This window comes from Erwinia sp. V71, assembly GCF_965644245.1.
In the GTDB taxonomy this organism is placed as follows: domain Bacteria; phylum Pseudomonadota; class Gammaproteobacteria; order Enterobacterales; family Enterobacteriaceae; genus Erwinia.
Window position 1 is genome coordinate 1 of the sequence record NZ_CBFFRK010000009.1, and the last position, 26336, is coordinate 26336.

At 48.0% G+C, this 26336-nt stretch carries 22 protein-coding genes, 1 other RNA gene and 1 pseudogene; 8 read left to right on the forward strand and 16 right to left on the reverse strand.

What is annotated here, in order from left to right; translation table 11 throughout:
- Positions 1-74: 74 nt before the first annotated feature.
- The 12 genes and pseudogenes from ACSZO1_RS03380 to ACSZO1_RS03435 form a co-directional block, all read right to left on the reverse strand.
- Positions 75-182 (reverse strand): annotated as a pseudogene (locus ACSZO1_RS03380) (hypothetical protein); the annotation flags it as partial.
- Positions 183-533: 351 nt separating this feature from the next.
- Positions 534-1859: a formylglycine-generating enzyme family protein gene (locus ACSZO1_RS03385; protein WP_437609528.1), complete on the reverse strand. Its 1326-nt coding sequence runs from the start codon at positions 1857-1859 to the stop codon at positions 534-536.
- Between the two features lie 288 nt (positions 1860-2147).
- Entirely contained in the window at positions 2148-3362 is a 1215-nt protein-coding gene (locus ACSZO1_RS03390) for an ABC transporter permease (RefSeq protein ID WP_437609530.1), read from the reverse strand.
- Complete coding sequence (locus tag ACSZO1_RS03395; RefSeq protein ID WP_437609532.1) at positions 3352-4089, reverse strand: ABC transporter ATP-binding protein; 738 nt, start codon at positions 4087-4089, stop codon at positions 3352-3354. Before ACSZO1_RS03395 ends, ACSZO1_RS03390 begins: the two co-directional genes overlap by 11 nt.
- Positions 4089-6047 (reverse strand): vWA domain-containing protein, encoded by a 1959-nt coding sequence (locus ACSZO1_RS03400; protein ID WP_437609534.1) that lies wholly within the window; start codon positions 6045-6047, stop codon positions 4089-4091. Before ACSZO1_RS03400 ends, ACSZO1_RS03395 begins: the two co-directional genes overlap by 1 nt.
- Positions 6044-7045: a hypothetical protein gene (locus tag ACSZO1_RS03405; protein WP_437609536.1), complete on the reverse strand. Its 1002-nt coding sequence runs from the start codon at positions 7043-7045 to the stop codon at positions 6044-6046. Before ACSZO1_RS03405 ends, ACSZO1_RS03400 begins: the two co-directional genes overlap by 4 nt.
- Complete coding sequence (locus tag ACSZO1_RS03410; RefSeq protein WP_437609537.1) at positions 7039-9741, reverse strand: putative virulence factor; 2703 nt, start codon at positions 9739-9741, stop codon at positions 7039-7041. Before ACSZO1_RS03410 ends, ACSZO1_RS03405 begins: the two co-directional genes overlap by 7 nt.
- The gene (locus ACSZO1_RS03415; RefSeq protein WP_437609539.1) at positions 9741-12806 is read right to left on the reverse strand and encodes a virulence factor SrfB; all 3066 of its coding nucleotides are present in this window, start codon (positions 12804-12806) and stop codon (positions 9741-9743) included. The genes ACSZO1_RS03410 and ACSZO1_RS03415 overlap by 1 nt, the downstream gene beginning before the upstream one ends.
- 18 nt (positions 12807-12824) lie before the next feature.
- Positions 12825-14267 carry an SrfA family protein gene (locus ACSZO1_RS03420; protein WP_437609541.1) on the reverse strand — a complete coding sequence of 481 codons (1443 nt, stop codon included), beginning with the start codon at positions 14265-14267 and terminating at the stop codon, positions 12825-12827.
- 50 nt (positions 14268-14317) lie between these two features.
- Positions 14318-15538 (reverse strand): tellurite resistance domain protein, encoded by a 1221-nt coding sequence (locus ACSZO1_RS03425; RefSeq protein ID WP_437609543.1) that lies wholly within the window; start codon positions 15536-15538, stop codon positions 14318-14320.
- A 144-nt stretch (positions 15539-15682) separates the two neighbouring features.
- A complete protein-coding gene (locus ACSZO1_RS03430) occupies positions 15683-16165 on the reverse strand; it encodes a hypothetical protein (RefSeq protein ID WP_437609545.1) in 483 nt (160 codons plus the stop codon).
- Between the two features lie 91 nt (positions 16166-16256).
- Positions 16257-16994, reverse strand: a complete 738-nt coding sequence (locus ACSZO1_RS03435; RefSeq protein WP_437609547.1) for a hypothetical protein — start codon at positions 16992-16994, stop codon at positions 16257-16259.
- A 1083-nt stretch (positions 16995-18077) separates the two neighbouring features.
- On the opposite strand from ACSZO1_RS03435, the gene ACSZO1_RS03440 reads away from it, so the two are divergent.
- Both ACSZO1_RS03440 and ACSZO1_RS03445 read left to right on the forward strand, forming a co-directional pair.
- The gene (locus tag ACSZO1_RS03440) at positions 18078-18281 is read left to right on the forward strand and encodes a helix-turn-helix transcriptional regulator (RefSeq protein WP_080897724.1); all 204 of its coding nucleotides are present in this window, start codon (positions 18078-18080) and stop codon (positions 18279-18281) included.
- Positions 18282-19242: 961 nt separating this feature from the next.
- Positions 19243-20070 carry an RES family NAD+ phosphorylase gene (locus ACSZO1_RS03445; RefSeq protein ID WP_437609549.1) on the forward strand — a complete coding sequence of 276 codons (828 nt, stop codon included), beginning with the start codon at positions 19243-19245 and terminating at the stop codon, positions 20068-20070.
- A 133-nt stretch (positions 20071-20203) separates the two neighbouring features.
- Here ACSZO1_RS03445 and mobQ read toward each other — a convergent pair whose 3' ends face one another.
- Positions 20204-21526, reverse strand: coding sequence for a MobQ family relaxase (gene mobQ, locus ACSZO1_RS03450; protein WP_437609551.1), 1323 nt, complete (start codon positions 21524-21526; stop codon positions 20204-20206).
- Positions 21527-21866: 340 nt separating this feature from the next.
- On the opposite strand from mobQ, the gene ACSZO1_RS03455 reads away from it, so the two are divergent.
- From ACSZO1_RS03455 to ACSZO1_RS03480, 6 genes are read left to right on the forward strand one after another with little or no spacing between them, the layout of a single operon-like run.
- Positions 21867-22052, forward strand: a complete 186-nt coding sequence (locus ACSZO1_RS03455; protein WP_317580266.1) for a hypothetical protein — start codon at positions 21867-21869, stop codon at positions 22050-22052.
- The gene (locus ACSZO1_RS03460) at positions 22049-22384 is read left to right on the forward strand and encodes a hypothetical protein (protein ID WP_317580265.1); all 336 of its coding nucleotides are present in this window, start codon (positions 22049-22051) and stop codon (positions 22382-22384) included. The genes ACSZO1_RS03455 and ACSZO1_RS03460 overlap by 4 nt, the downstream gene beginning before the upstream one ends.
- Positions 22374-22724: a hypothetical protein gene (locus tag ACSZO1_RS03465; protein WP_317580264.1), complete on the forward strand. Its 351-nt coding sequence runs from the start codon at positions 22374-22376 to the stop codon at positions 22722-22724. The genes ACSZO1_RS03460 and ACSZO1_RS03465 overlap by 11 nt, the downstream gene beginning before the upstream one ends.
- Positions 22717-23127 (forward strand): hypothetical protein, encoded by a 411-nt coding sequence (locus tag ACSZO1_RS03470; RefSeq protein ID WP_437609554.1) that lies wholly within the window; start codon positions 22717-22719, stop codon positions 23125-23127. The genes ACSZO1_RS03465 and ACSZO1_RS03470 overlap by 8 nt, the downstream gene beginning before the upstream one ends.
- Positions 23124-23360, forward strand: coding sequence for a hypothetical protein (locus tag ACSZO1_RS03475; RefSeq protein ID WP_317580262.1), 237 nt, complete (start codon positions 23124-23126; stop codon positions 23358-23360). The genes ACSZO1_RS03470 and ACSZO1_RS03475 overlap by 4 nt, the downstream gene beginning before the upstream one ends.
- A 1-nt stretch (position 23361) precedes the next feature.
- On the forward strand, positions 23362-23844 hold the full coding sequence (locus tag ACSZO1_RS03480) for a hypothetical protein (RefSeq protein WP_437609556.1): 483 nt from the start codon (positions 23362-23364) through the stop codon (positions 23842-23844).
- Positions 23845-23967: 123 nt separating this feature from the next.
- Here the strand turns inward: ACSZO1_RS03480 and ACSZO1_RS03485 are convergent, their stop codons facing one another.
- From ACSZO1_RS03485 to smpB, 3 genes are all read right to left on the reverse strand, one after another.
- The gene (locus ACSZO1_RS03485; protein WP_317580259.1) at positions 23968-25188 is read right to left on the reverse strand and encodes an integrase domain-containing protein; all 1221 of its coding nucleotides are present in this window, start codon (positions 25186-25188) and stop codon (positions 23968-23970) included.
- Positions 25189-25355: 167 nt separating this feature from the next.
- Positions 25356-25718: a transfer-messenger RNA gene (gene ssrA / locus ACSZO1_RS03490) on the reverse strand.
- Positions 25719-25767: 49 nt separating this feature from the next.
- On the reverse strand, positions 25768-26250 hold the full coding sequence (smpB, locus tag ACSZO1_RS03495; RefSeq protein ID WP_437609558.1) for an SsrA-binding protein SmpB: 483 nt from the start codon (positions 26248-26250) through the stop codon (positions 25768-25770).
- Positions 26251-26336: the final 86 nt, after the last annotated feature.

The window sequence follows — 26336 nt, forward strand, 5'->3', positions numbered from 1 at the left end:
TACAGCTCAGCTAAGGTAAGGCTAATACAGCTAAGGACTCCACTGAACCCCACCGATTAAATCGCACCTTCCTTAGCGTTTTTGTTCGCCTCAGCCACGGTTTCGTCTGTTGCATGTGTGGTAGCGGCAAAAACCGGAGTTGCCAGCAGAAGTGCAGATAATGCAATAATGGTCTTTTTCATAATAACCTCATGTTTTTTTGTGTTATGGCAGGGGTAAGCATGGCACAGGGCAGAAAAGGGGGCTTTAGGAATAAACTGTAAGTGGAACAGTGCGGTAGCGATGTTTTATGTCACCTGCCTGTTGAACAGACTGAGGCCGACAATAAAAATGAGCATAACGGTGTGGCTTGCGGACGACATGTTGAAACAAAAGAGGGCATCCTGTGATGCCCTCTCGCATAACCAGACAGAGGAGGACTATAGGGTCTGGTTTCCGCTAACCTGTAATGGCCGATAGTACTGGGCCACAAGTCGATAACGGTGGCCGTTTCATGAGGAGAACCGCCGTCGTCCAGGCAAAGGTGCCAGAGGTTAATGACCTCCTGTCTTCTTACAACTTTCCAGCCAGCCTGCGGTATCAATCTTGCCATTTGCCAGATACTTCTGCTGATTCTGCCAGTGGGCGGCAAGGAACGGTTTCAGACCAGAAAGGCGCTTATTGAGTGTCAGCATTTGATCAAATACGGCGACTTCCGGTTTTAGCCCTTCCTGCCCATACAGTGTCGCCGAATCGACCAGGCTGCTGGCATAGTACCCCGTCAGTTGCTGGAGCCTGTCTGACTGTTCTCCCAGTTTGGTTTTTCGGACGGCGCAATTTGTATCGCTGGCGTCTTTATCCTTACACAGCAGTTCATAGTTGTGATTTAAAAAATCGAGGAAGTTGCCATCATCCTGCAGTTTGGTACACAGGAAGGAACCTAAGTTAAGACTGGCGCGGATCGACTGGGCGCGCTCTTCCTGCTGCTTCTGATTGCTGGCGCGAAGCTGATTTTCCAGCTCTTTCAGCTTTTGTTTCAGGGCCGTATCGCCGACACCGGAGGCGAGACTCCCCAGCGCTTTGGCCGTGTCGTTGCTTTCATCTTGTTTCTTATCGCTATTCTGATTTTCAGCGCCCAGAGTTTCCCAGCTTTTTTCGAGCTGTTTAACCCTGTTTGTGGAGGTAATGGCTGGGGCGATCAAGACCAGACGCAGGCCTGTCGCTTTACTGACGAAGGGCGTTGCGTTGTCATAGTAATTCCGTTCTTTGCGGGTCGCACTGCGGATCTCTGACGGGCCAGACTGAAAGCTGCCGCCACGGACCACAAATCCACCGGCCTGACCATGCAGGCGATTGAGTTTGTTGAGATAAAAGGGGGTGAACATCATCTCTTCGACATTTCCCAGCATGTCATACAGGCCAAGAGGATTCGGACTGAGCAGCCCTATAAGCTGTACTTTGCCATTGGATGATTGCGCCCCGGAGTACCATTCATAGTTTTTCATATCATCCATGGGGTAATGCACATCGCGAAACTCTGCGCTGTTAACTTTCAGCCCGCCGCGGGCGGCAAATTCCCACTCTACCTCAGTCGGCAGTCGCAAAAACCCAGGATTGCCATCTTCTTTGGGGAGTTTGTCGATAGCGTGAGTTCGGAGCCATTGGTTGTACTTATCCGCAGCGGTGACCGCATCGAACCAGCTCATACCGGCCGCTGGCATGCTGAGCTTGCGTGAAGGCGTTGGGCAACTGCCATCCATTAATGCCTGATATTGCAAAGTGGTAAGTTCATATTTGGCCATCAGGTAATAACGACCCTTACTCTTTTTGCTATCAGTAAAACTTCCGGCGATAAAGGCCGGGTAGCTGTGTTCGATCACGCCCCAGTCTCCGCCATCCTGCCCCAGCGTAACCGGCAGGTCATCAAGCGGGCCAGGCATCGGGATCTCGACGCGACGGAATACCATTGAACCCTCACAAGGCATGGGCAGAATGATATCTTCATCATCCGGTTTGGGATTCCAGGTATTGGCAGGCCATGGCTCGGCCAGCGCAGGTGAGATACTGGCGAGCAGACCGATAACTAACCCGAACGACAGTGAGGAAGGCGTAAAGGTCACGAGCAATCTCCGATAAGCATAAGTTGACGGGAAAATAAGGTGGTCAAGTCACACCTCGCGCAGACTTTGCGCAGGTTCAATATTAATCGCTCGCCAGGCGCCAATGCTGGCAACCAGAATTGCCACGATCACGGTCAGTGCTATCGCGATGACACTGTGCGCCATCGTGATTTTGCAAAGCATCTGGTCAGTGGCCTGGCTGCCAGCCAGCAAGCGGTTAAATACCTGACTGGCGATAAGATAGATGCTGTAGCCACCCACATAAGCCAGCAGGCTAAGCAGGCAGCCCTGTAATATCACATACAGCCCAACGGAGGGGCTGGTGAAACCGAGGAGACGCAACACGGCAATATGCTTACGTTTGCGATCAACATTGGCGATAAATGAGCCGATTAATGAGGTAATACAGCCGATAAGCGCTGTTGCGGCGATGGTGTTAAAAATCACACCCAGCACACGATTGATGCTTTTCACATTTTCAATATCGGCCAGTCGGCTTGTGGTTTCGATGCGTTGCGCTCTCAGATCGCGTTCAAGGCTGGCAACCTGGTCAATGTCTCTGGCATACAAGCGGGCACGGGCATAACGCCGCGGTTTGTCGCTCAGCTGATTGCCGCTGCTGGTGCCAAGGGCTGAGACAGCATAACCATCCCGGAAATCCTCCAGCATCATTAACAGTGCCGGTTGGGTGAAGATGGCTGTGCGGTTGAAATAGGTGGCGGGCAGAATGCCTTCGACAGTCAGACTTTTGCGTCCCAGCTCCCGGCGCTCTTCAAGCTGGCGACTCACGCGTAAGGTCAGAGTATCGCCGACGTTCACCGCCAGCTTGCGTGCCGCTTCTTGTGTTAATACGGCGCCATTTTCGTGGCGAATCTCAAGTTCACCCAACAGGGGGTCACCGGCACCGGTTGGGATAACTTCGGCATTTTCGATGAAATGGCTGCTGCCCGTCTGGAGATCAGCGAGCGTATTGAGCGAACGTGTTTGCCCAACGGCAAAGCCCACATCAGGCCGTTGACGCAGCTGTTCTATCCAGTGTTGATCATAGCTGCCACTGCTCAGCATGCGGATTTCAAGGTTACGGGGATCGCTGGCCAAATCATTCTGTAACTGACTGACAATGCCAAAACGCAAACCGAACAGCAGCAGCAGAGGCGCAATCACGGCAACCAGAGATGAAACGATACAAAAAGAGATCATGCGATCATGCCACAGGTCTTTAACCGCCAGACGGCCAAGCAGCATTATTCTGTTAAAGGACAAACCAGGTTCCTCCCTGAGCTTGCTGTGGGGGCTCTGCCTGACTCGCGGCTGTCTGATCCGGGCGGGCAATAAGACAAGGTAAACTGAAACGCTGCACCAGCGGCCAGTCGTGACAAACGACCAGAGCCATCATCCCCTCATGGCGGACCAGGTCTATAAACAGGCTAAATAACTGCTGAGCATTGCTGGGGTCAAGGGCCGCGGTAGGTTCGTCAGCCAGTACCAGTGCAGGACGATGCATGATGGCGCGGGCAAACGCGGTGCGTTGTCTTTCGCCAAACGAAAGCTGCGACGGATACCGGGTCAGCAGCGGCCCAAGTTTCAGTGAGTCGATCACCCTCGACAGCATGGCTTTGTCAGGCACACTGGCGAGTAGCTGACTGGGTAGCCGTATGTTGTCCAGCACATTCAGAAAGGGAAGAAGGCCACCATTTTGCAGCACGAATCCGATCTGGCGTGCGCGAATGTTTGCCAGTTCCGCTTGCTGATTGTTGTTGAGGAGCATGGCAATATCACGTTGTTGACCGGCATCACTCAGGTGGTATTGTCCAACCTGATCGGGGCGAAGCAATAAGCCAATCGCTTCAAGCAGGGTGCTTTTGCCACAGCCGCTTTCGCCGGTCACCGCCATCACCTCGCCTGGCCGCAGTTCAAGCTGCGGCAGGTGGACATGATGCGCCTGGCGTCCCTGCCCGCGAACAACAGACAAATCCTTAATCTGCAACATCAGGGCATCATTTCCAGTGGCACAGGGTAAACACGATCGCGTGGATCGCTTCCTTTGGCGAGCTCAACCCAGCGATCCACATCCGCATTATATTTTTGGTAGTGACGCAGCTTGGCTGAAAGGGTGCGGATAAATTTTTCCTGCGACAGGCCATCCCATCTTTTCCATGTTTCTTCATCAAGATTCAGGACGTCGCTACGATAGGGCAGGTCGGCAATATATTCCCCTAATACGCCAAGATCGTTGATTCGGGCATTTTCTTTCTGTTTCAGCTGGTTGGGATCGGCTCCCATGGTGGCGGCAACGGTGCGTAGCCGTTCAAACATTTTCGTCGGGGAGATGATACCTTCGTTAGCTGCCTGCAGAATCTGACTCACGACATCACTCAGATCGCTGAGCTGTCCTTTGGTCAGCAGTACCCGAACGTCGGTGGTCGGGAGGTTCTGCTTAATCAGGTCCCGGTCACTGATCCATGCCTTAAACACCAGTGGCGCCTGAGTATCATTCTTTTTGCCGAGGTAGGCTAACTGCATGGCGTGGCCAATCAGCGCGGTATCCTGCAACAGCTTCTGTTCTGGTGTCAGCTTTTTACCGTCCTCTTTGGCATAAATGGCACTGCCAATGGCAGGGTCGCCTATATACGCGGCTTTGACCTGTTCGGTAATGGCGGATGCCAGAGTATCAACCTGCTGGCCAAACGTTTTCAGGTCACCCGCATCGACGGCCTGGTACAGATTGGATTGGGTACTGTCAAAGTTGGAAAGGTCACGGTACTGGCTTTCTGCCTTCACATGGTCATCTTTGCCGCCAGGTGTTTTCAGGTGCATGGTATAAATAGCGATACCCCGGTTGCCTGCTTCCAGCCGTAGCTGTCTGGCATCAAGGCCGGTGCCGGACAGTTTGTTGCTGCCATCAATGGCGCCAGCATCGGTGATTAAGACCATGTAACGCGCGCCAAACGGACTCCAGTCAATGTCATCGATAGCGGATAACACGCCAGCGTAGGCGTCTTCATCGAACAGTGAACTGGAGACTTTAGCCTCTTTCAGATCTGCGACCTTTTTCAGAAAATCTTCGCCATCCTTAACCTGATTGGGATCGGCATAGATCTTTGTTCTGTATTCAAGGCCTGGTACGGCTTTGTTGTTTGAACGGTAGGAAATCAGACCAAATTTCACCTGTTCCTGCAGGTGTTCCTGTTTGATCCTGGCGTAGATTTTGTTTACTGCCTCTTTGGTGCGCTCGATATACGGGCCCATCGAAATGGTGGAGTCGATAACAAAAACGACTGACGCGTTAAAGCCTTTGAGCTGATTAACATCATCCTTCGGTTTTTCGGCAGAGGCCTTACTGACGGAGGCGACGTTAAGTAAACGGGTGTAAAAGCCGTTTTCTGTCATGACTTCTTCGCCGCTTAAAATCGGCAGCAGATAAAACTGTTTTTGCAGATCAACAAAGTATTCCGGCTCCTGGGCTAATACGCCATCTGCATGCCCATCCCGTTTCATCTTTGCGCGCAGCGGCGCGACCAGCGAGACCGGATCCGGTGCGGAGAAAATATCATCCAGGCTTTTTTTCTCTTTGAAGAATAACAGACGGTCACGATTAGCCGGGTTAGTGAAGGCCAGCGTCAGCTGCATTTTCCAGTCAACAGTGCATGACTGTGGTAACCAGCCGATAGTTTTGCCGTAGCTGTCAGGCCCGACTTGCACCCAGCTTTGTCCGTTTGCCTCCGCTTTTTGATAAACATAGAGGCTGCTGAAGGCGGGTTGTAGTTCACCTTTATCATCGCCAGCGGCCTGGCCCAGCTTGCAACCCGGCGTGGTGAGTACTCGCTGGTATAACGTCTTTTTCCCTTCCTGTAGCAGCGGTTTATCACTCTCAGCTGCAGTGGCGTAGCCACTGAATAACAGGCTGCACAGCGGCAGAGCCAGCTGAAGAAGATGTCTATTCCTCATTTTCTTAACTCCCCAAGGCGCGCTTTAGCCTGTTGGTTATCCGGCTCGGATTGCAGTGAGGTTTCATACCAGTAAGCGGCGGTGTCAGGATCTGCCTCTTTGAAACACTCTCCTGGCTGATGATATTTGGGATCGTATTCACCCGCGTAAGCGATGGCGACCTTACTGTCGCCGCCCTGGGCGCGGTTGGCGTACAGGCGCTGTGCGATACCGCATTTCTTCGCCTCTTTAGCGGCCTGGATAATGGCCAGTAACTTGTCACTGTCCAGCTTCTGTTGCACACAGTTTTGCACAAACTCAAGTTCGCTCTGGCTGTTCAGGCTGACAGGGGAACACTCACCGGCGGCCGGGGTCGCTGGTGACGTCGCAGCGGCAGGCGCTTCCGGTTGTTTCTCTGCGGCAGCAGGCGCAGAGGCGGTATCACGTCCTAAAAACCACCATAGCGCGCCTGCGGCGATCAACAGCACCAGCAGAACCGCGACGATCAGCGGAACAGGGGATGACTTGCGTTTAGGCTTGCGTTCATCTGACGCGGTTATCGGGGCTAATGGCGCAGGTTCGGGGAGGACGACAGGTTCGGCAACGGGAGCCACGCTGGGTTCAGGCGCATTCAGCACGCTACTGCTGCTGTAGTCGCCGGTCTGACCGCGAGCATCGGATGAGAGCAAATCATCACGCTTCAGTTGCAGCGTTGTGTTACGTGTTTCACCTGAGGTTAGCGTGACCTGGATTTGCACCTGGCTGGTGCTCTCCAGCAGTGGATCAAGCAGTGAGGCACCAATACGAAAACCACTGCCGCTTTCTAACGGGTAGCCGCCATTGATGGTAAAACTGTGTGGTGCTGGGCTCCAGCGACCATCAGGTTGCAGATAGCATTGCTCATTGTTGCACAGTGTAAAAGTCAGGTCAGACAGTATTGCCTGCTCGTTGCGCAGGCGAATCAGCAGTTGTGCAGTTCCAGGTACTGCCGGCTGGCAGGCGATAATTTTTGCTAACATGACACGTTCTCTTGTTTCAGCTGACCGATGATCTGACCAAGCTGTTGATTCTGTTCGAAGGAAATATCGCGCGTGGCGTTATGGTTTGCGTTATCCACAATGAGAGTCATCAATGCCGACAGCCAGTCACCGATATAAGCAACGGCAGGCTGAGTGGCGACAGACGGCAGTTGTGGCAGTTCATCGCCGGTGACCTGTGTCTGGCGGACAAATACTTTCTTTTTCTCACCCACATAGCTGTTGGGAACCCGCTCTGGTGGCAGCGTGAGATAACCGAACCAGGCAATAAAATCACGTATAGTCAGTTGAGCACGCAGTACCTGACGAGCCATCAAATGTTCACGGCGTGTGTTGGCCTGTTCCTGACCTGCCAGCGCGCGTTTCAGCATCCCTTCCAGGTCCAGACGGCTGGCGGCGGTGATTAGCTCTTCGCTCAGCTGATTCATCAGCTCGCTATTCATGGTGGGGTGCTGCCAGTACTGAGGTAATTCTCTCAGGTGTGCCAGCCACGCTTTGAATATCTGGTGGGCAAATTCATCATCCTGACCGACTCGCTCTGATACGAAAGAGGCTTCGCTGGCAACAGGCTGTTGAGCAGTGGAGGGTTCAGCAAAGGGATTGTCAGCAAACGGGTTACTGGCAAACGGATTATCGCCGAACGGATTAGCCGCAAAGGCGTTCTGAGACGGCGGAGTGTCTGCCGCTTGTGCTTCCTGATCCTGATTGCGAATGCTCAGATAGATGTTGCTCAGTTCATGGCCCGGCAGATCCAGATGGTTAATCAGTTCTCCCACGCTATGCGGGGCTGCGGACAATCCCTGCCACAATTCTCCGGCAATCGCTCTTTTTTTCGCATGCTGCTCATCACCGTCTTGTTCGTACCAGCGACCAAGCCGTTGATCGCCCATTTCATGGCGGCACTGCTGCAGCTGATCACTCAGGCGATGCAGTTTGAAATCCAGGTGGGCGACGCTGCGCAGAGCGTGAGTGAGACGTAACATCCCACCATCGTTGAGTGCCAGCATCGCCTGCCATGCGGCTTTCGGATCCTCAACATGCTCCTTCACTTTTGTCGCACTGATAAAGGTGCTGCCCATTTTGTCAATGACATCAAGGTAGCGTCCATTCAGCGCGACTTCTTTCAGCTTTTCCTGACCCGGTTCACTTTCCATGGTCAGGAAGGGATTATCGAGCCCGGGTTTACGCACCAGGAAGCAGTTTTTGAACGGTTTGTCAGACCACTGTTGTAGCCAGTCATAACTGGCAAAGCGTTCCAGCAATGTCATATGTAACATGCCTTCCCAGCCCTCTTTCAGCTGACTTTCCGTATGCATCAGACTGTCGGAGATTCGTTTATCACACATGGTGATGGCCCAGAATAATCCTGGCTTGTTTTTTCCGCGTTCCTGAGCGTTTTTGCCCTGGGTTTTCTCCACCCAGCGATTTAACACCGGGCCGACATCGGCAACGTCACTTTGTTTCACTGAGCTGGCACAGACGACCAGCGCATTCATTTCCTGGTTGTCGGTATAGCGCTCGAAAAGATAGGCCACCTTGCCGCGAAGCAGTAGCTGCGAGATAGGGTTGAGGCCATTTTTGCCGGCTTCTTCAAGGGTGGTGACCTTGAGACGCCCGCGATAGCCGGGGAAGTCGAGTAAGTCGACTTGCTCCATGATGCTGCCGCTGGTGACTTCTGCGAGGGGGAAAATAAGCTCGGCGGTCAGTGCCGCCAGTTCGGCTTGCGACAGGGTGACGCTGCTGTGCTGCTGCGCATCTTTCCAGTAGCGTATTTCGACATTACGGTCCTGACTTGAACCGAGGCGGTTAAGGCTGTCGACGTTCATGATACTGCCGCTGCTGTGATCTGTTACGGTCTCGAGCGGCGCAAATACCATTCTGGCATGATTCAGTTTTGCCAGCACACTGGCTAATGAACGATAGGTTTCGGTTAGTGCAGGCAGCTCCCCCCACAGCAGAGAGAAAAGTTCTGCACGTTCGTTTGCGCTGAGTGCAGGGGCGATTTTAAGCACCTGCGGCCACCAGGCGTGCTCAAGCTTCTCGACTGACTTTTTAAACGAGGCGTTAAGATAGTCCCACAGCGCAACCACATCTTCGCTGCTGACACCATTATTCGCTGTCGCCTGGCCTGCGCGCTGCAGGAAAGGACGCAGGTTCTCCTCAATACGGCTTTGGTCAAGCTGATAGCTCAACTGCTCGTGGTTGAAGTCGTTAAACCATGCGTTAGCCAGAATCTTAGCCAGATCAATTTCGCTAAACAGCCGCAGGGGAACAGGGTAACCCGCAGGGGCCGTGGGAGCCTGCCGGGTGAAACGGGTCACCAGGCCGGTCGCCTCTTTGCCGGTGCCGACGGGATTGACCTCTTTAATGAAATCCACCTGCTGACTACCATAGCGCGCTTCCAGTGCACCATTATTGCCCGCCGCTAACGCTGAGATAAGGTACGATTTACCGGCTTGTGAGATACCGAAGAAACCCACCGTCATCGGCGTGGTGGCGACCTGGGCGAGACTGTTCGCCAGGTTACGCGTGCGCAGCAGGCTCAGGTTGAGTTTATCTGCTTCGTTATCCAGGCGGCGGGAACTCGTCCGTACGCTATCAACCCAGCTCAGCGCGTGCTGGCAACCCTGGGCGATAGCTGCCCAGCCTTCAGTGAGAGATTGTTGTTCGCTATTCATTATTTTTTCACACTCCCGCTATCGAGCCAGTGCCGGCTGTCAATGAGTCCCGTATCCGGCATGGTGTTGAGTTCCAGTTCTACATCATCCTGTTTGCTAAACGATTTACTGGTATTGCTGCTGACATCAGCAATAATCAGGCGATCGCTGATCAGTCCTGACTGGCGTGCATTTTTCTCTTCTTTCCCTTTTCCTACCGCCAGTCTGACTTTGAGGTACGGTGAACCCCCATCTTCCGCAACGGCGTCCGAAAATTTCTTACGCCCCTTGTCTTTAAAACGCAGGATATAGAGGGGGGATGCAGACCAGCGCTCTGCATCCAGCTGGCGGTAACCCAGCCGCAGATCGCCGCGCATGATAATGCTCGGTGTTGTCTCCTCGCCGTCTTCATCGGTGATTACCGTCAGCTTAATCTGCCCGTTTTCCGATGCGATATGGCGGTAGACAACGTCGGCATCGTGGAGCTGGTTATCCATATCGATGATGCCGATATGGCGGATGGTTGAATAAGGCTTCAGCGCCGAAATACGGAAATGGAAGTTAGGAATACTATGGTTAGCACACAGTTGTGACAGCATCGCGCCAACGGAAGCGGTGCTCTTTGGATCGTCGATATGGCCGTTTTTATGGAACGGATACCAGGACCCCGTCTGATAACCATGTAGTGCTAAAATGCGTCCCGGAGGCAGCGGCAGATTACGACGAATGATGGCCTGAATACCGGGTAATTGTGATGGCCGGCCGGTGAGCAGCAGTAAGTCACAGTTATAGCATGATAAAACTTCGCATAACGCCGTGAGAACTTTATCAATGTTGAACTTACCCGAGCACAGGTCATTATGCATCCTGGCCAGCGGCAGATTGAGGGCAATGTCTGCCAGTTTGAAGTCATTAGGTCCGCCTGCTTTGTGGACTTCACGACGCACGAAACCTGCGACCTCTTCACTGATACTGCCCGCGGGCAGTAACTCACAGGCCTTCTGATTAATCAGTACGTGGCTTTGTTCATTCTGCGGATCATACTGTTCATAACGGCTCAGGATATGCAGGGCCAGCGGTACGAACAGTTGCAGGCTGAGCTGTTGACGCAGCACGGCTTCTGCGGCGCTGATATTTTGTGCACCGCACAGCTGAGACATCAGCGTTTCGACCGCAACAACGCCGGCCTCACGCAGTGCCTGCTCGAAAGCTGGCAGTATGTAGGATTGAATGACATCAAGCAGGATATCATCACCGGCAATCTTGAAGCTGTCGCGGAAGCGCTGGCGAGGAATGATATGAACATTCGCGCCGCCGCCGGACAAACCATTACGATCCAGACGATAATCGGTAACCACCAGATCCGTCGTGCCACCACCGATGTCGATTGACGCAATGGTGATGGTTTCCCGATCCTTGCGGTCAGGACGGCCAAGGGTCGCGAAGAACTCTTCCGGATGACCGGCGAAATTCTGGTTAATTTCGGTATACAGATACACTAACTGGGCGCAGGAGGCCTCATCCCATTCTACCCGGATATCGGGCAGTGGGATCCTGATGTTCTCCTGACTATCAGCATAGGGATCATTCTCGCCATGGTGCCAGCGCAGCGATTTCCATACTAAGCCCACGGCCTGACGCATTCTTTGTTCCAGAATGTACCGTTCAGCCATTGGCAGTCCTGGCGGCACGGTCAGAATAATATGGCGAAGCTGACGGGGGATCCCGGCATGGCCCTGGCGAATTCGTTGCTCCGGGCTGTTGATCTGGCTGATAGCCTGGACCAGCACTTCAGACAGCATGAAGGTCATCAGCGAGCTGCGCGAATAGCGTGGCGTGAAGACGGGGATACGGTCCATTTCGTCTTCAATGGTATGCAGCGCCTCGCCTCGTTCATCAATTAAGTTGGCAAAGGGGGCGGCCGTCGCGAGTGGGTTGGTGTCCTGCACATAGCTACCGTTAAAACGCCATCCCTGACCATAGAACTTCTCATCCCACAAGTAACGTTTGGGACTGGAGAGGCCTGTGGAACCTTCGCTGCCGCGACGGCGCGCCGCTAAGCGACTGGCTTCGCCACCAATTCGGGCGATGGTCGGCCACTGGAATGCGTCGTGGCGTCCGCTGCGGACAGAGCAGTGGTCTTTGCCGAAAAAGGCTTGTGAGAACTCGACCCGGCTTTCAAAGGGATCGGTATAGATATGTTCAGGAGAGCTGAGATCGCGCAGTTTCAGAACATAGTTGTGCATCAGCCCAGAACCCGACTGGCCGTGATCTTCAATCAGAATGCCGCACGTGCGCGAATTCCCCACATCCAGAATCAGGTCTACCGCTATCGGTTTAATGGCATTGACTTCCCGATTGGCGATCATGCGAAATTGCGGCAGTTCGATCACTGGCTCACTCTGTGTCTGCTGTCCTTCTGGCGGGATAGCCATCAGTGACAGCAGATTGAGGTAGTGGGCGAGGGGATATTGCTGCGCGAGTTCTTCTTCGCGCTCATCAAAGTCACGGCCTTTACTGGCTTCGTTAAACACTTCTTTCAGCCAGTCTTTTACCCAATCCTGAGTCAGATACCAGTTGAGCGCATAAGTGGCAGTCGCAACCGCAAAAGTGGCCCCTGCATTCACGTCTTCCTGATTGGGGCTGAGGTCGGCGGCGGCTTGTTGTTTGGCCATAATGCGGGTGTCGATAGCCAGCGTCATCCGGTGGCTATGGCCATCCATATCGGGTTCAGCCAGTTTTACTATCCGAAAGCGTGCCCAGTTCAGTGGTCCTTCCTGATACATATTCGGTGGGCTAAACCGGAACAGGGGGAGAGGCAGCCACACGCCATCTAATAACTTAAGACTTTTATCAACAGGGATATCGTACTGGCTTTTGGCCTTCTCAATATTGTCAGGCGCCGGTTGATAGAAATAGTAATCGCGCTGCTCGTTGTGGATCAGACGGGTGAGCACGCCGTTGGCTAAGTTGACGAATTCACCTGCGGGCAGACCTTTAGGGAGCAGGCCAAAATCCATAAACTGGATCCCGGAGTCGCCGACCAGGGTGATTTGACGGTCATAAGAAATAATTTCAGGCAACATGATTTAATTCATCCCTGTTTAGTTATTGGGTTGAAGCATGCGAATAGGGAAAGCGTTCTCCCCCTTATTGCTGCCGACACAATCTGCATGACCAGACGCGGGTGACTTACACTCTATGGCTGGAACGATAAAGTTTGAACCATCGCTACATTTCATCTGCTCGGGATTGGTAATACTGAGGGTGCCTTTCTGCACACTTCCGCTGGCAGCCCCTGTGCAGGTGACGCCACTGGACTGGCGTACACTGACAGTACCTTTGCCCTGTTCAAACTGGTATTGCAGTTGCAGCGGGCGGCCAGTGAGTTTGTCCTGAATGCCGCCGTTAGCCCGCCACTGACCATTCAGAAACTGCGCCGGGCCATCCGGCAGGCCAGGGGGAAGCGTCAGTGGTTTACCCTGAGCAGGTACGACAGGTGGGATAGTGGCAGGTGGTTGAGATTCGTTGCTCTGAACATCCTGGCTGACAGATGGAACTGCGTCGGCTGGTTTCGCGATATCTTCGGCCGCAGTATTGTCTGCCGCGACTGGATTGCTGCCTTCTGTTTGAGAGCGTGCGATATCTGTCGCCGGGTCTGGCGCGGTTTGCGCGATTTCAGCGTTACCTGTGACGGTACTTTTTTCCGCTGTAAGCGTTGATGCATTGACATCGGATCGTGCCGGAGTCGTTAACTCAGGGGCATTCTGATTGTCCACAGCCGCGGCAGGCTGGGCGTGCGTTTTCTCCCCTGACAACCATGGCAGCCCGGGTAATGATACCGATGGGACGCAACCCCGAAGCAATCCCAGTAACAGCGCGAGTAAAAGCAGCGCCAGCAGTAACCAGAGTAACCAGCGCCAGTTCCAGCGTCGGGTCCGGGTGGGCGTCTCCGTGACGGGAATGTCAGTGGCTGTTCGCGGGACTTCGGCTTGCGCTATTGGCAGAGCAGAGGCTGCAAGTGGCGTCGGCTGTGGCACAGAAGAGGGAGCCAGCCAGTGCATAGGTGCACGTTGTTCGCCATTCTGGTGGATAAAACCCCAGAAGGTAATGACGAGTACGCCGTTGACCAGATAGACAAAATCATAATCGGGAAAATGAACGACCGACTTTAATAACTGGGCAAATACCCGACGATCACCGCCAGCGCCGCTTTGATCCGCATTGAGCATTTGTTCGCTTAATGCCTGCACAGCGACCTGGAATGCATCGAATTGCTGACGCGCAGAGGCTCGCTCGCTTTCATTTGCCGCACTCCATGGAATCACATCCCCTGGAAAGCTACTGTACCAGTCGGTTCTGTCTCCCCCCTGGTCGTTTTGCGGAATAGCAAGGTGTCGTGCCAGATCACGCCCGGCATCAAGGCGATAGATGGCTTCACGCAGCTGGAATGCCATCTTAAATACGGGATAGCCGGTTTCACCCAGTGCCTTAAATGAGGAGTTATGCCCGGTACGTAACAGTGGTCCCTGAATCGAATTTCGCATTGTCTAAACCTTTTAGGGCTGTTCATTAACGTCAGTCATTATGAGTGCGACTAATTTTTGCGCGCGCCTGGGTGCCATTCAAAGCCCCAACCGTAATACCTGTCCATCGGTTCGCGATCAGGGAAGAAGGTGTTCAGACGCTCAACTTTAATATTGCCGTCAACATTTTTGAGTCTGGCGATCGCCGCGACATTATTGTGTCTGTTGTTGTCAACCATGACGGATCTTATCGGCGGCTGGCCCGGGACATAGATGGTGATCGTGGCATGGGTACCGCGCCAGTTATTTGCACCACCGTAGATGAAGCTATAAATCAGCACCTCATCAATATCCTGCCAGTGGCTGCCGTTGATAAAGATCCATTCACCATCTCTGCTGTTACCGTTACGCAGATCTTTTTGCAGCAGCATATAAGGCAGTTTGTCGTAGTCGCCAAATGATTTACTGAGCGCCTCGACGGCACTTTTTTTACCATTCTTAAGGCGAATAAAAGCAGCAATATCCAGATCGATCGGTAGCAGATTCGCACCTTGCTGCCAGGTCAGGTTGGCCCTTATCCGTCCAAAATCCTTGCGCTTCTCGAGGCTTATACTTGGGTTCTTATCCGTGAGTTCCGTCCTGGCTGGGCGAGCCGGGGGCGCAGGTTTTACCGCTGGTGCGGGAGGTGCCACAGGGGCTGGTGGCTCCGGAGGCGCAGGCAGCGCTGGCGGTGGTGCGACTGGCGTGTCGATCTGTGCCGGCGGGACGGGTTCATGATGAGTATAATGTTTGTACAGCCACCAGGCGAGAGCTAGCAGGAGCAATAAAAGCAACAGCAATAGCCACGGCAGAAAGCGTCGCCACCAGGGTACAGGCGCAATAAGCGGAGCCGGAGTTTCCTGCTCCTGTATGGCCCAGTTGATTAATACCGGCTCGCCACCCACGTCATAGCAGTTGAGTCCCTGTGAATGGGTGAGCAAGAGCTGCAACGACTGAGCGGATTTGTCCTCACCGCGGGCGGCAAGCTGCTCAATCAAGCCTGCCAGGATGGCCTGATACTGCTGGCGCTTATTTTGTACGGTGAGTTGTTCAGCTTCGCTCAGTGCTGACAGTGGTCTGGCAAGCCCCTGACGTTCAGTCCACCACTCCAGGTTACCCTCGGTTCCACGGCGTGCTGTCGCGTAGAGTAGCGCAAGGGAAGGGGGCATATGACGGTGGATAATCGCAACCGTCTCTTCATACGTTGCCAGAGTCGCATCATCAATTGGCGCAGCAGTTGTTAATCGTTGCATAACCCAAAGTCATTGTTGTCAGCCCCAGTCACGTTGTATGCCACTGGCTGCATAGCGGTAGTGACATCTCTACTGTTATCCTGGTGGCTGATTGAATCTAAGACGCTGGCGACCCACTGTGGTCGCCACTTACTACCTGAGCTGTTAGCGAAGCGTGTTCGCCTGTTCAAGTGCGTCCACTTTCTTCCTGGCTTCTGCGATTTTTCGCTCAAGCGCGGTAATTTCGTTGTCACTGCTGGCGTGTTGTGCTTGTTGCTGCAGCTCCTGCAAGTGCTTAATTTCTTGCTGACGTTGTTTATTTTTGACTTTACCCGACTGGAGACGATTCAGTGTTTGTGCCAGATCGGTGCGCGCAGAAGTCAGCCTGGCCTGCTCATCAGCCAGCTTCTGGCTCGAGGCTTGCTGTCTGTCCTGGGTATTCGCCAGATCCTGTTTAGCCAGTTTATTTTCTCGCTGGCTTTGCAGTACCTGCCGCTCCTGGTTGTCCACTTCCTGTCGGTAAGCTCCCGAGGTCGTGCAGCTTAATTTGGTCAGAAAACCAGGGTCTTGTTCCTGCAAATTGCAGTCCTGGGGTGTCGTTGCACAACCGACAAGTAACATTGAACCGAGTAGTGCGTATTTTCTCATGAAACAGTCCATCGTTCAGGGCGATTAAATAAAACCGCGGGGCTGGAAATCACCAAAAATAAGAGCCGGCAGTGACGCCAGCTCATCATTCTTAACCCAGAGAAATGGCCTGGCGCTGACTGAACAGACCATTCGCTTCCGATTCCAGAGCGGTAATTTTGCCATTAAGATTGGTATATTCTTTATTCAGGTCAGCCAGTTTTTTCTTCTCTGCTGTGCTATTTGTCGTTTGACCTTTCAGGGCGATTTTATAAGCCGCATCTTTGTCTTTCATGAACTTGATTTTATCTTTCATCACCTTGATGTCTGCATCGATTTTAGCCAGCTCTTTACTTGCTTTGGCTTTGTCAAAACCCGCTTTATCCTTTTGGATGCTGATTCTGGTCAGGGTTGTCTGGTTGTCGCTGATCACCTGTTTCATCGCAACGGTGGTTTTCTCAACCGCGTCGGTATCTTTACGGATGTCTGAATCCATTGCCTGCAGGCGGGCGGAGGTCGTTGCGTAATCTTTTTTCAGGCTGTCCAGGTAGTAGTTCGCGGTCATACCCACCACACATCCTGCTGCGCCACCAATAGCCGCGCCGACGAGAGCATTTTTACTGTTGCCTGCCAGTGCGCCGGCCAGTGCGCCAATACCCGCGCCAGCCAGTGCTCCCGCGCCACAACCCTGCGCGCCCGACGCGCTAAAGAATTTGGCCTGTTCACCGCTGGTGAGTCGTGAATCTGGTTTGGTATCGGAGAGCAGAGAACTGCCCGTATTGGCACAACCGGCAAGTAAGAGAGAGGCAGAAACAAGGAGGCATGTCGCGCTGCGGTTCACAATATTCATTACTGTTTCATCCTTAAATAATCAAATGGAGCAAACATTGGCGTGAGTGTTTGAACCATCAATTTAATTTATGTGAAAATTTAACCTGAGGCGATATTCTTAATCAGCATAACGGCATAAAATCTGCCTCGTTATCGCCTCGGGTTAGTTTTCTCTTGATAAATGTTTTTTATTGATTTCCGTTTGTTACTTTTTTGTCCGGTATTTGATTTGAGTGTTCATCGGACTGAGACTTTTCGCATGAATCCGTTATGGTTTATACATTGTTTCATGAGTGAATGTAACTAAATTTGCTTGCAATCAATTTAAGTGTGGATCTGCTTCTGCCCTCTCATCTCCGTTGCGATTCGTCAGCCACTCTACTGAATGGGGAAGAGAGGAAACGGTTCGGAGCGCAGCGATGCCGGCGTGTTGTAAATGTACTGCTTCTGGTTTCACTTCTGTTCAGGTTCGCTGTATCGGGATATTCAGGTTGCTTTTGGTCAGCCGGGTTTCGCGATCAAAGCCATCAGCCACGTAAAAGTGCAGGAATGTCTGCTGAATATCAGCGCATCCTGCTTCAAGTCTGGTGAACCGCGCAGGTTTCGATTCCTGCGGCAAAAGTTGGCTCCAGGTATATCGGCGTGATGGGATATATCTTTAAGGCTTGTGCTGATTTTATAACCGGGATAAGTTGTGAGTGGAGAGACGGATCCGGGACAAACCGCAGACACAAAAAAGCCCGCAGGGCTTGTGCCGTGCGGGCTTTCAGGACTTCTGCGGACGGCTCTGGAACCGCCGCGGAGCTGGCGTCTCTGTAATCTACTCTTTAATTATTTGATTATTATATATATTAATGATTTGTATTTTACATTGAGGTGCAATAAAGGGATAAAAAAAGTATCGTGGCTAAAAATCAATCACATTTTGAATGTCATGACTAGCGGTGAGGAGTTGAACTCATGAGTTCAACTTCCGAAATCGATTGAATGACTGTTAATTTAAAATAGTCAACTAAAAAAGCACTTTTTGCTAAAAAAGTTGTTGATCGTCATAAGCGATATTCGAATAATAGCCTCTGTCGAAAAACAATGGGAGAGATAAATGAAAGAAAAAAACAACTTTATACGTCTACCTGAAGTTCTGGAAAGAACAGGATTTTGTAAAGCTTGGATTTATCGTTTGATTAGCCGTGAAGAATTCCCTTCACCTATAAAAATCGGTGATCGTGCAATCGGGTTCGTAGAAAGTGAAATAGATGCGTGGATTGACGAAAAGATTTATTTATCAAGAAATAAAGCCGCCTGAATGTTATTAAATGCTTTTTTGATTTATTCCTGACAGATTACATCATTAAAAGTGAAAACCTCTCAAAATCGCGTATAGAGCGTTTTAGAGCTATATATGAAAAATATCATTTATTTAAAATAAAAGACTGGGTTTTGATCTAGTCTTTTTTTATTTTATCATCTAATCATTTTATTAAATATTTTTGATTTTATCTATTGACTGATGTTATAAATGGATTTATATAATATAAAGATACGAAAAATTAAAAACTCTTCGCCGACTTTTAACTTACGTTAAATACCACTTCCAGAAGATTTTAATCTTTAATAAAGCAATAACGCTAATCCTGTGTATCGGGTATAAGAATGAAGGTTCCTCAAGTGTTTGGCAATTCTTATGTTATTGTGGCAGTGCCGGATGACGCGTAGCTGCCAACCTGAATCGCACAATCTAAAAAATTTACAAACGGTAGTATAGACTCTTTAGTAAAACGAGAGTCGTTTGAAAGTTTCATGATTTGTGTTTGCGCGGGTCGTGGGGGAAGTATCAGGATGGAAACGTTCTGAATATTTTCAAGGCGCAATGAGCATCTCCTATCTCTCTATTTTAGCCTTTTTGGCGTGGGGGGTAGGGGGGGAATGCTTAAAGAAAAACTATTTCCTCCTTCGGAGGAAAACTACTACGGCTGAAAGCCGCCCCGCTAAAACACAAACCCAAAAAACTTAAAACCAAAAACTTTTAAATTAATTAATTAGTACAACTAGATCCAAAAAACACTATGTTGTTTTTTTAATAGACATCCACATAAAAGCAAAGTGAATATTATATTTCGCGTGGTAATTATTATAATGTTTTTTCTAAGTAAATTTAAATGTCATCCTCTTTTAATAAAAAGTTAGCATTTGTAATGTTTAGTTGCTAATATACTCAAATGTTAAATTTAATAACTTTTCAGAATGGTAGATTGGAGGCGGGGATTGTGGGAGAAAATGTCAAAGTAATCGAATTGAACAGTCTTGACCAATTTAGAAAGGATCTATTAGCAAACAGCACACCAAAATCAGTAGAAGCCCATCTTAAATGGTATCTTGAATCATTTGGGGGCATTAATTTTAAATTTGGTTATGATCGACCTATTGTTAGAGCAAGGATATGCGCTAACTCTAATGGTTATGGGAATATTAGAGAGTTACTTTCCCCTCCACCTGAATTGACAAAGATTGGGCGCTTTAATGATGAAGGCAAACCAATGTTCTATGCCGCTTACCATATAGGAACAGCGATTGCGGAAGTTAATGCTAAAGATGGGGATATTGTGCAGGTGGTTCAGTTTGAGTTGCCAAAAAAATCTGATTCAGGACTTCGATGCCTAATAATTGGTGAAGTCTACAATGCATATCATGGTATAAGTACAATATCACCTGATTTATTCAATGAAATACGGGCTTTAATTAAAAGACTTGGTGAAAATGATATAAGAGGATTATTGTCATTTTTGTATATGGATGCATTATCTGCTGAACTATTAAATGACGTTTTCGCATCAAAAAATAACTATATCTATTCTAGGACGTTAAGTAGACTTTTACTTGAAAAATATAATGATATTGATGGGATTATATTTCCAAGTGCAAAAGTTAAAGGAACCTCAAATATTGTTTTACGACCTGAATCTATTTTAGAAAAAGTAAGGATTGTATCAAACTGCCTTTTTGAAATTTCTAAAGTTTATCCATATGGTATTTGTGATATTAAACTTTTAAAGCAAGCAAAAGGACAAAGAATAGATGGTGAAATAGTCTGGTAAATAATAATTATAAATGCATATATAGCATGAATGGTTTAGAGCTAACAACTAAGTATGAATGGTTGTATTGTTCATTAACCAATGACTTCAATGTTAACTCATATTTCAAATATGTAATTTAATATTTTTATTTTTAGCTTTTGAATGTATTTTTCAAGGGTGATCGACGTCTGAAACTGTTTCTTTTATTCTCATGTGCTTCTCGTTCCGCATCAAATTTTTGTTCAGTAAATGATTTTTTCAGTTTGTTAAATTTATTTTTAAACTCATTTTTTGACTGTGTTTTGTAATCTTGAGAAAGTTCAGGAACGGCAGTTCCGCCCATCAGATAAGCTTTTTTCTTCGCTGCTGCTTCTTTATTTTCTAAATCCTCTAACTCTTCTTTTTGTGCTTCTGTTAAGTGTAGATTCTTATCTACTTTCTCATCGGTCAAATTAATATTTGATGTTGAACCTATAGCTGCTGTTGAACTGCTTTTACTATTATTTTTAGTAGTGTGAACTTTGATTTCATTATCAGCATTGAAATCTGCTTTATCTTCTTTATTGAGTTTAGATTGAAGATATTCGCCAACTTCGCAGAGTTTATTTTGCGTGTTGTTTTCATTGCCTCCCTGTGTAGCATCTTGCAAAGATGCGACAGGGGAGGAAGCTGGAGCCAGCGGCGAGGGCTTAAGCTGTTTCTGTTCAATGTGGTTAAGTGCTTTTGCCTCTTGTGATACTTTCACTTCTTGGAGCACGTCAAAGCGTGCTTGTCGCTCTGGATTGTGGCTATGGCCTCTATGGATAGTCGGCGGTCTGTCTAAGCTGATAGCCTGCGCCTCTTGCCCAACCGTTCTGAGAGGGGGGAGGATAGCGTCAAGCTCTGCTTTTTGTTCTTTCAGTGATCTGTGATCGATATGAGCATCGATGCCAGCCTTTTGCATGTGCTCGTTCGCTGTGTCTGCCCAGCTCTTGCGCCAGCCTTCGAGCTGCTCCTTGCTGTTCCATTCCCTGACTTTATGCCCGAACCCTGAACCGTCCGGCGTAAGGCTGCGGGTGGTTAGCATTACGTGAAAATGTGGGTTGTCGCTATCGAGCTTGTGAAAAGCTATATCAGCAATCATTCCATTTTTTACAAAATGCTCTTGGCAAAAATCTATTGCTAACGCCTTTTTTTGTTCATCTGTCATTTCGACAGGAAGCGCAATATTAAACTCGCGTGCTAACTGCGCATCTTTTCTTTTTTCGCTTTTTTCTATCGTGTTCCATAAATACGCAAGCTTTAAAAAATTACGGTCTGCGCTTTCAGGTATTAATATCACACTATCTGAAATACCTTTCTTTTTGCTGTAGTCGTGGATCTCTCCTGTGTGTTCGTCCGTTAACTTTTCGCCGTGGCGATAAGCTGCCGCAGCTACGCTACTATGCCCCTTGCTGCGTGTTATTGATTGAGCGCTCATATGAAATATTGCCATTGTTTTTATCTCCTGATATTGAAAGCACATACTTTTTAGAACAAGAAAAATATACTTGCTTTTTTGAAAAGCGATTAAGTAAGATTGAGCATAAAGCGAATGTTACTTTTTATTTTTCTGCGTTAGTAAATCCCCATTTATGGGGCGCACACATTCGAAGAATGTATAAGTGCGCTATTGTTGTTTTTAGCAAAACTAAAATAGCTGCTACACGTAAACCTTTTATCTATAAAATCTCGCTCTGGAAATAAAAATACATATATCGCGCTTTACTTAAATAAATAAATATATTACTTAAAGTATATATAACATAAAAACGTAAAATTAAAAGAGGTGGAATATGAATGATATTGATAAAAAAATAGAAGTGGCAGCGTCTGAACTTGTTAGATTGATTATTAAAAAACTACAAGATGAAAATACAAATGTTATATGTAGAACGAGCTTATTTATAACTTACAATCTTTTTTCTCATGAAAGCGATTTTACTGTTGTTTATGACACGTTAGGGGGAGATCTGGAATGATTGGAAATTATAATAATGATTACGACTATGATGATAATGAGTATTTAAATGATGACACTATAGAAATCCCTTTGAGCTGTGAAGATGACGAATATAGAGAGGATTATTTAAGAGAACAAAAGCAAGAAAAAAAATCTGTTTTACAGAAAATGATTGAGTATAAAAATGAAAATACGCTGTTTGGCCATTTATACGAAATGTCTGGCGTTTTTGGGTTTACTGTCGTTTTATTGTTAGGGTTTGTTTTTACGCTGCCGATTTTGTTTATAGCTGCATTGATTGCGTTTTTTATTACGATAAAAGAAAAGAGAGGTTTTAAAAATGGCATTTAATATTGATAAATATAATAAAGTGAAAAAAGAACTTGAACAAAAAGCAAACTTACTAAATAGGTTGGAGCAAGAAATGAAAGCTGAAAAAAGAAAAGAAGATACAGCGCGTAAAATAAAAATTGGTGCTGAGTTAATAAGAATAGTTAGAGAAAATAGCAAAGAAGTATCTGACGAGTTAGATTTTACTAATGATTTATCGCTATTGGTCGGGGCTTTAACTAATCATATGGTATTAAAAAGAATATACGATCAGCGCGAGTTTTTGAGAGCGGAAGGGGATAAGAGACTTAACGAATGGAAGCTAAAAAATAATAAAAAAAGGAGTAAAATGGATGAATAACTTAAGACCTAACCTGAACCCTCCACGCGAGGGAACGGCGGACATGATTAACCGCCTTAACTTCTATGATACGTCTTTTACTTGCTTACATTTTTTAATGATAGATTTTGATAATGACATGCAAGAAATGAAAAGAAAAAAAGATTTTCACCCGCTCCAGCTTTTAAACAAGCACGATAGAGCAAGTTTGGATTTAGAGATTTTAAATATTATTAGAATATCACTTGCTAGCAAAATGTTAGATATTCAAAGTGAAGAACTATTGAGCGCTGATTTATATTTTAATAAAAAAGATGAGTTAGACATGGGGGAGGATGCGAGAATAATAGGTTATGTGTTTAGAGACTTTGTAAAACAAAGAATAGAAACAGCGATTAAAATTATTGAGGGGGGGAATATATGAATATATTAGCTTTAATAGCAAAAGTAAAACCTGCGGTAGACGACGGCGGCGGTAGTCTCATTCCTGCCGCGATGGGTTTTTTTATTTGTGCTTTTTTAGTTGCTATCATTGCCTCTGTTGTTTCTAGTGCTTTTCGTTCTGCTAAAAACTCAGCAGACGTGAGTATAAACAATGCAAAAAAATATCACATAGCACTAATAAAAGAGCAGCATAGAAAGAAAGGCGGGGGCTGATATGTTTTATTTAATATGTATGGTTTTTATGGTCATATTTTTTATTGCTTGTATGTTGTCGGTTATATATGCGGCTGAAATATATCAGTGGCAGCATTATAACAGCTATAAATTTAAGCAATGGTTAAAAAGTGGGAGTATAAGAAAAGATGCGCATGAAGAAAAAATAAAAAAGGAAGTGAAAAAAATGACTATAGATTATATATTAAAACTTCTTAAAAAATACAATATAGATTTTGACGCTAACGAGTTAGTAAAAGTAAGTTTTAATATTAAGCTAAAATACTATAAGCTTATATTGGCAGAAAAAGAAAGGTTGAAAGAAAATAAAATATTAGATGAAGCAGTAAAACAAAAAATAAAAATAGAAACTGATACATTCGACGCTGAAAAGTTTCAAAAGGAAGCGGATGAACGTTATAAAGCTTTTATGGAAAAACGCAATAATAAATTGTCTCGATCTCAACTTGTCAAAAAAAATTAAGGAGGGTCCGCATGAAAGGTGGAAACCTTCATTTTTATTGACAACTCACCAGAAGAAAAACCCTTTTATAGGTGGGTGGTTCACGTAGTGAGCCATCCCGCCTGATGAGCAGCTTTTATATTATTATGCAGCAATAGCTTTATATTTTTGTGTTTGAACATAATCAGCCCACCATTGCATAAGAACTGCTCTTTCAGAAAGATATTCAGCACGGTTGTAAGCAGCAATAATTTCATCTTTTTTTGAGTGAGCAAGCGAAGCTTCAAGAACTTCAGTTCTAAACTTGCCGGTTTCTTCTGCTGCTGTTCTTGCGATGGAACGCATACCGTGAGCTACAAGCTCGCCGCCGAAGCCCATACGAATTATTGCGGCATTAGCTGTTTGTTCATGCATATGATTGAGTGGGGATTTTGTGCTAGCAAATATCCACTCACGATGGCTACTGATTGGTCTCATAGATTCAAGAATACGCAAAGCCTCTTTGCTCAGTGGCACTTTATGCGGACGCTTCATCTTCATAAATTCTGCAGGAATATTCCACACGCTATTATCAATATCTATATCTGCCCAACGCGCCCGAACGGCTTCACCGGGCCGAACCCAAGTCAACAACTGCCACTCGATAAGCATACGTGTTTCTAAACGTATAGAGGCGTTTGCTAATGCTGATATGAAACGAGGTAGTTCACTTGGGGGAAGGGCTGGCATATTTTGTTTTTTGGGCTTACTAAATCGTTGGGAGAGGTTGTCTGCAGGGTTGAACTCGATGAGTTCTTCTGTCGCGGCATAGCGAAAAATTTCATTAAGTCGGGAGATTATACGCCGCAAGGTTTCGAGTACGCCCCTTTGTTCTATGGGGTCAAGGTGTTGTTTTAACATTTTAGGGCGGATCTCTTTAATGGGAATATCCCCTAAAGTGGGAAAGATGTTTCGTTCAAGGCTACGCCAGATATCCTTAGCATGATCTTGCGATATGCCTGATGTTTTAATTTTTTCATCAAGCCATTTTTTCGCCACTATCTGGAATGTGTGTTCAGTGGCATCTTTGAACGCTTTCTCTTTTTGTTCATTGTGGGATTGGGGATCGATACCTTGAGCAAGCAAAGTAAGGTATTCATCCCGGAGCGCTCTTGCCTGTGCAAGAGTCAGGTAGGGATAGAATCCAAGGCTCATTTTGGCCCGTTTCTTCGTTAAAGGAACCGTGTAGCCAAGATGCCAGATTTTTTTGCCACTTGGTTTGATACGCAGGAACAACCCGTCTCCATCCCATAGCGTGAACTCCTTCTCTTCGGGTTTGGCTTTTTTGATCTCTGTGTCTGTGAGTTTTGTTGCTACCTTTGGCATTTTTGCTCCCTCGTATTTGCTCCCTCATCGACGAGGGACAATAGGAGGGTGCCATAATCAGTAGTTTCTAGCAATTCTCAGTAGACTTCACTGGACATGAAAAAGGCCGCAAACCCTTGTGGGATGCGGCCTTTGTAGACTTAAGTAGACGTCATTTTACTAAAAAGTGGTGGAGCTGGCGGGAGTTGAACCCGCGTCCGAAATTACTACACCGTCGGCACTACATGCTTAGTCCAATCTTTACATTCGCCTGTCAGCTGCGGATGGACACGCCACTAACAGACTAGCCTGATTAGATTTAACGCTTCAACCCCAGGCAGGGCTTCCACGCGATCTCTTTTGGGTTTGACCTCTCTTGATCCCCGTCCTAAGAGCGGAGGCTAGGGAGAGAGGGCTCTGAGCAGGTTATTAAGCTGCTAAAGCGTAGTTTTCGTCGTTTGCGACTATTTTTTTGCGGCTTTTTACGAGGCCAACCGCCCCTCGGCATGCTCCTTGGGCTTCACAATCCCGTCGAATCCAGAATCAGCCCCAAGTAGTGATACGCAGTATAACAGAAAAACGCCCTGCAATGCCAGAGGCTTAGCGGTTGGCGTGTTTCATAATACGTGCTTTATCCATCTTCCATTCGCGCTCTTTAACGTCATCGCGCTTGTCGTGCTCTTTTTTACCTTTCGCCACGCCAATCTTCAGTTTGCACCAGGCATTTTTCCAGTACAGGGAAAGTGCCACAACGGTATAACCTTCACGATTGACACGGCCATACAGTGAATCCAGCTCACGCTGTTTCAGCAGCAGTTTACGGTTGCGGATGGGATCGCAGACCACGTGGGAAGAGGCCACCGCCAGCGGCTGGAATGTCGAGCCAAACAGATAAGCTTCGCCATCGCGCAGCAGGATGTAGCTGTCGCTGATATTGGCTTTGCCAGCGCGCAGTGATTTGACTTCCCATCCTTGCAACGAAAGTCCGGCCTCAAACTCTTCTTCGATGAAGTATTCGTGGCGGGCGCGTTTGTTCAGGGCAATGGTAGCGGAACCGGGTTTATGTGCTTTTTTCTTTGTCATAGTGCTACTTAGTCTACATCAGACAGTGAATAATGGCATCCCCCTGGCCGTATCCATACGGGGAAATGCGCCATTTTAGCATGCCG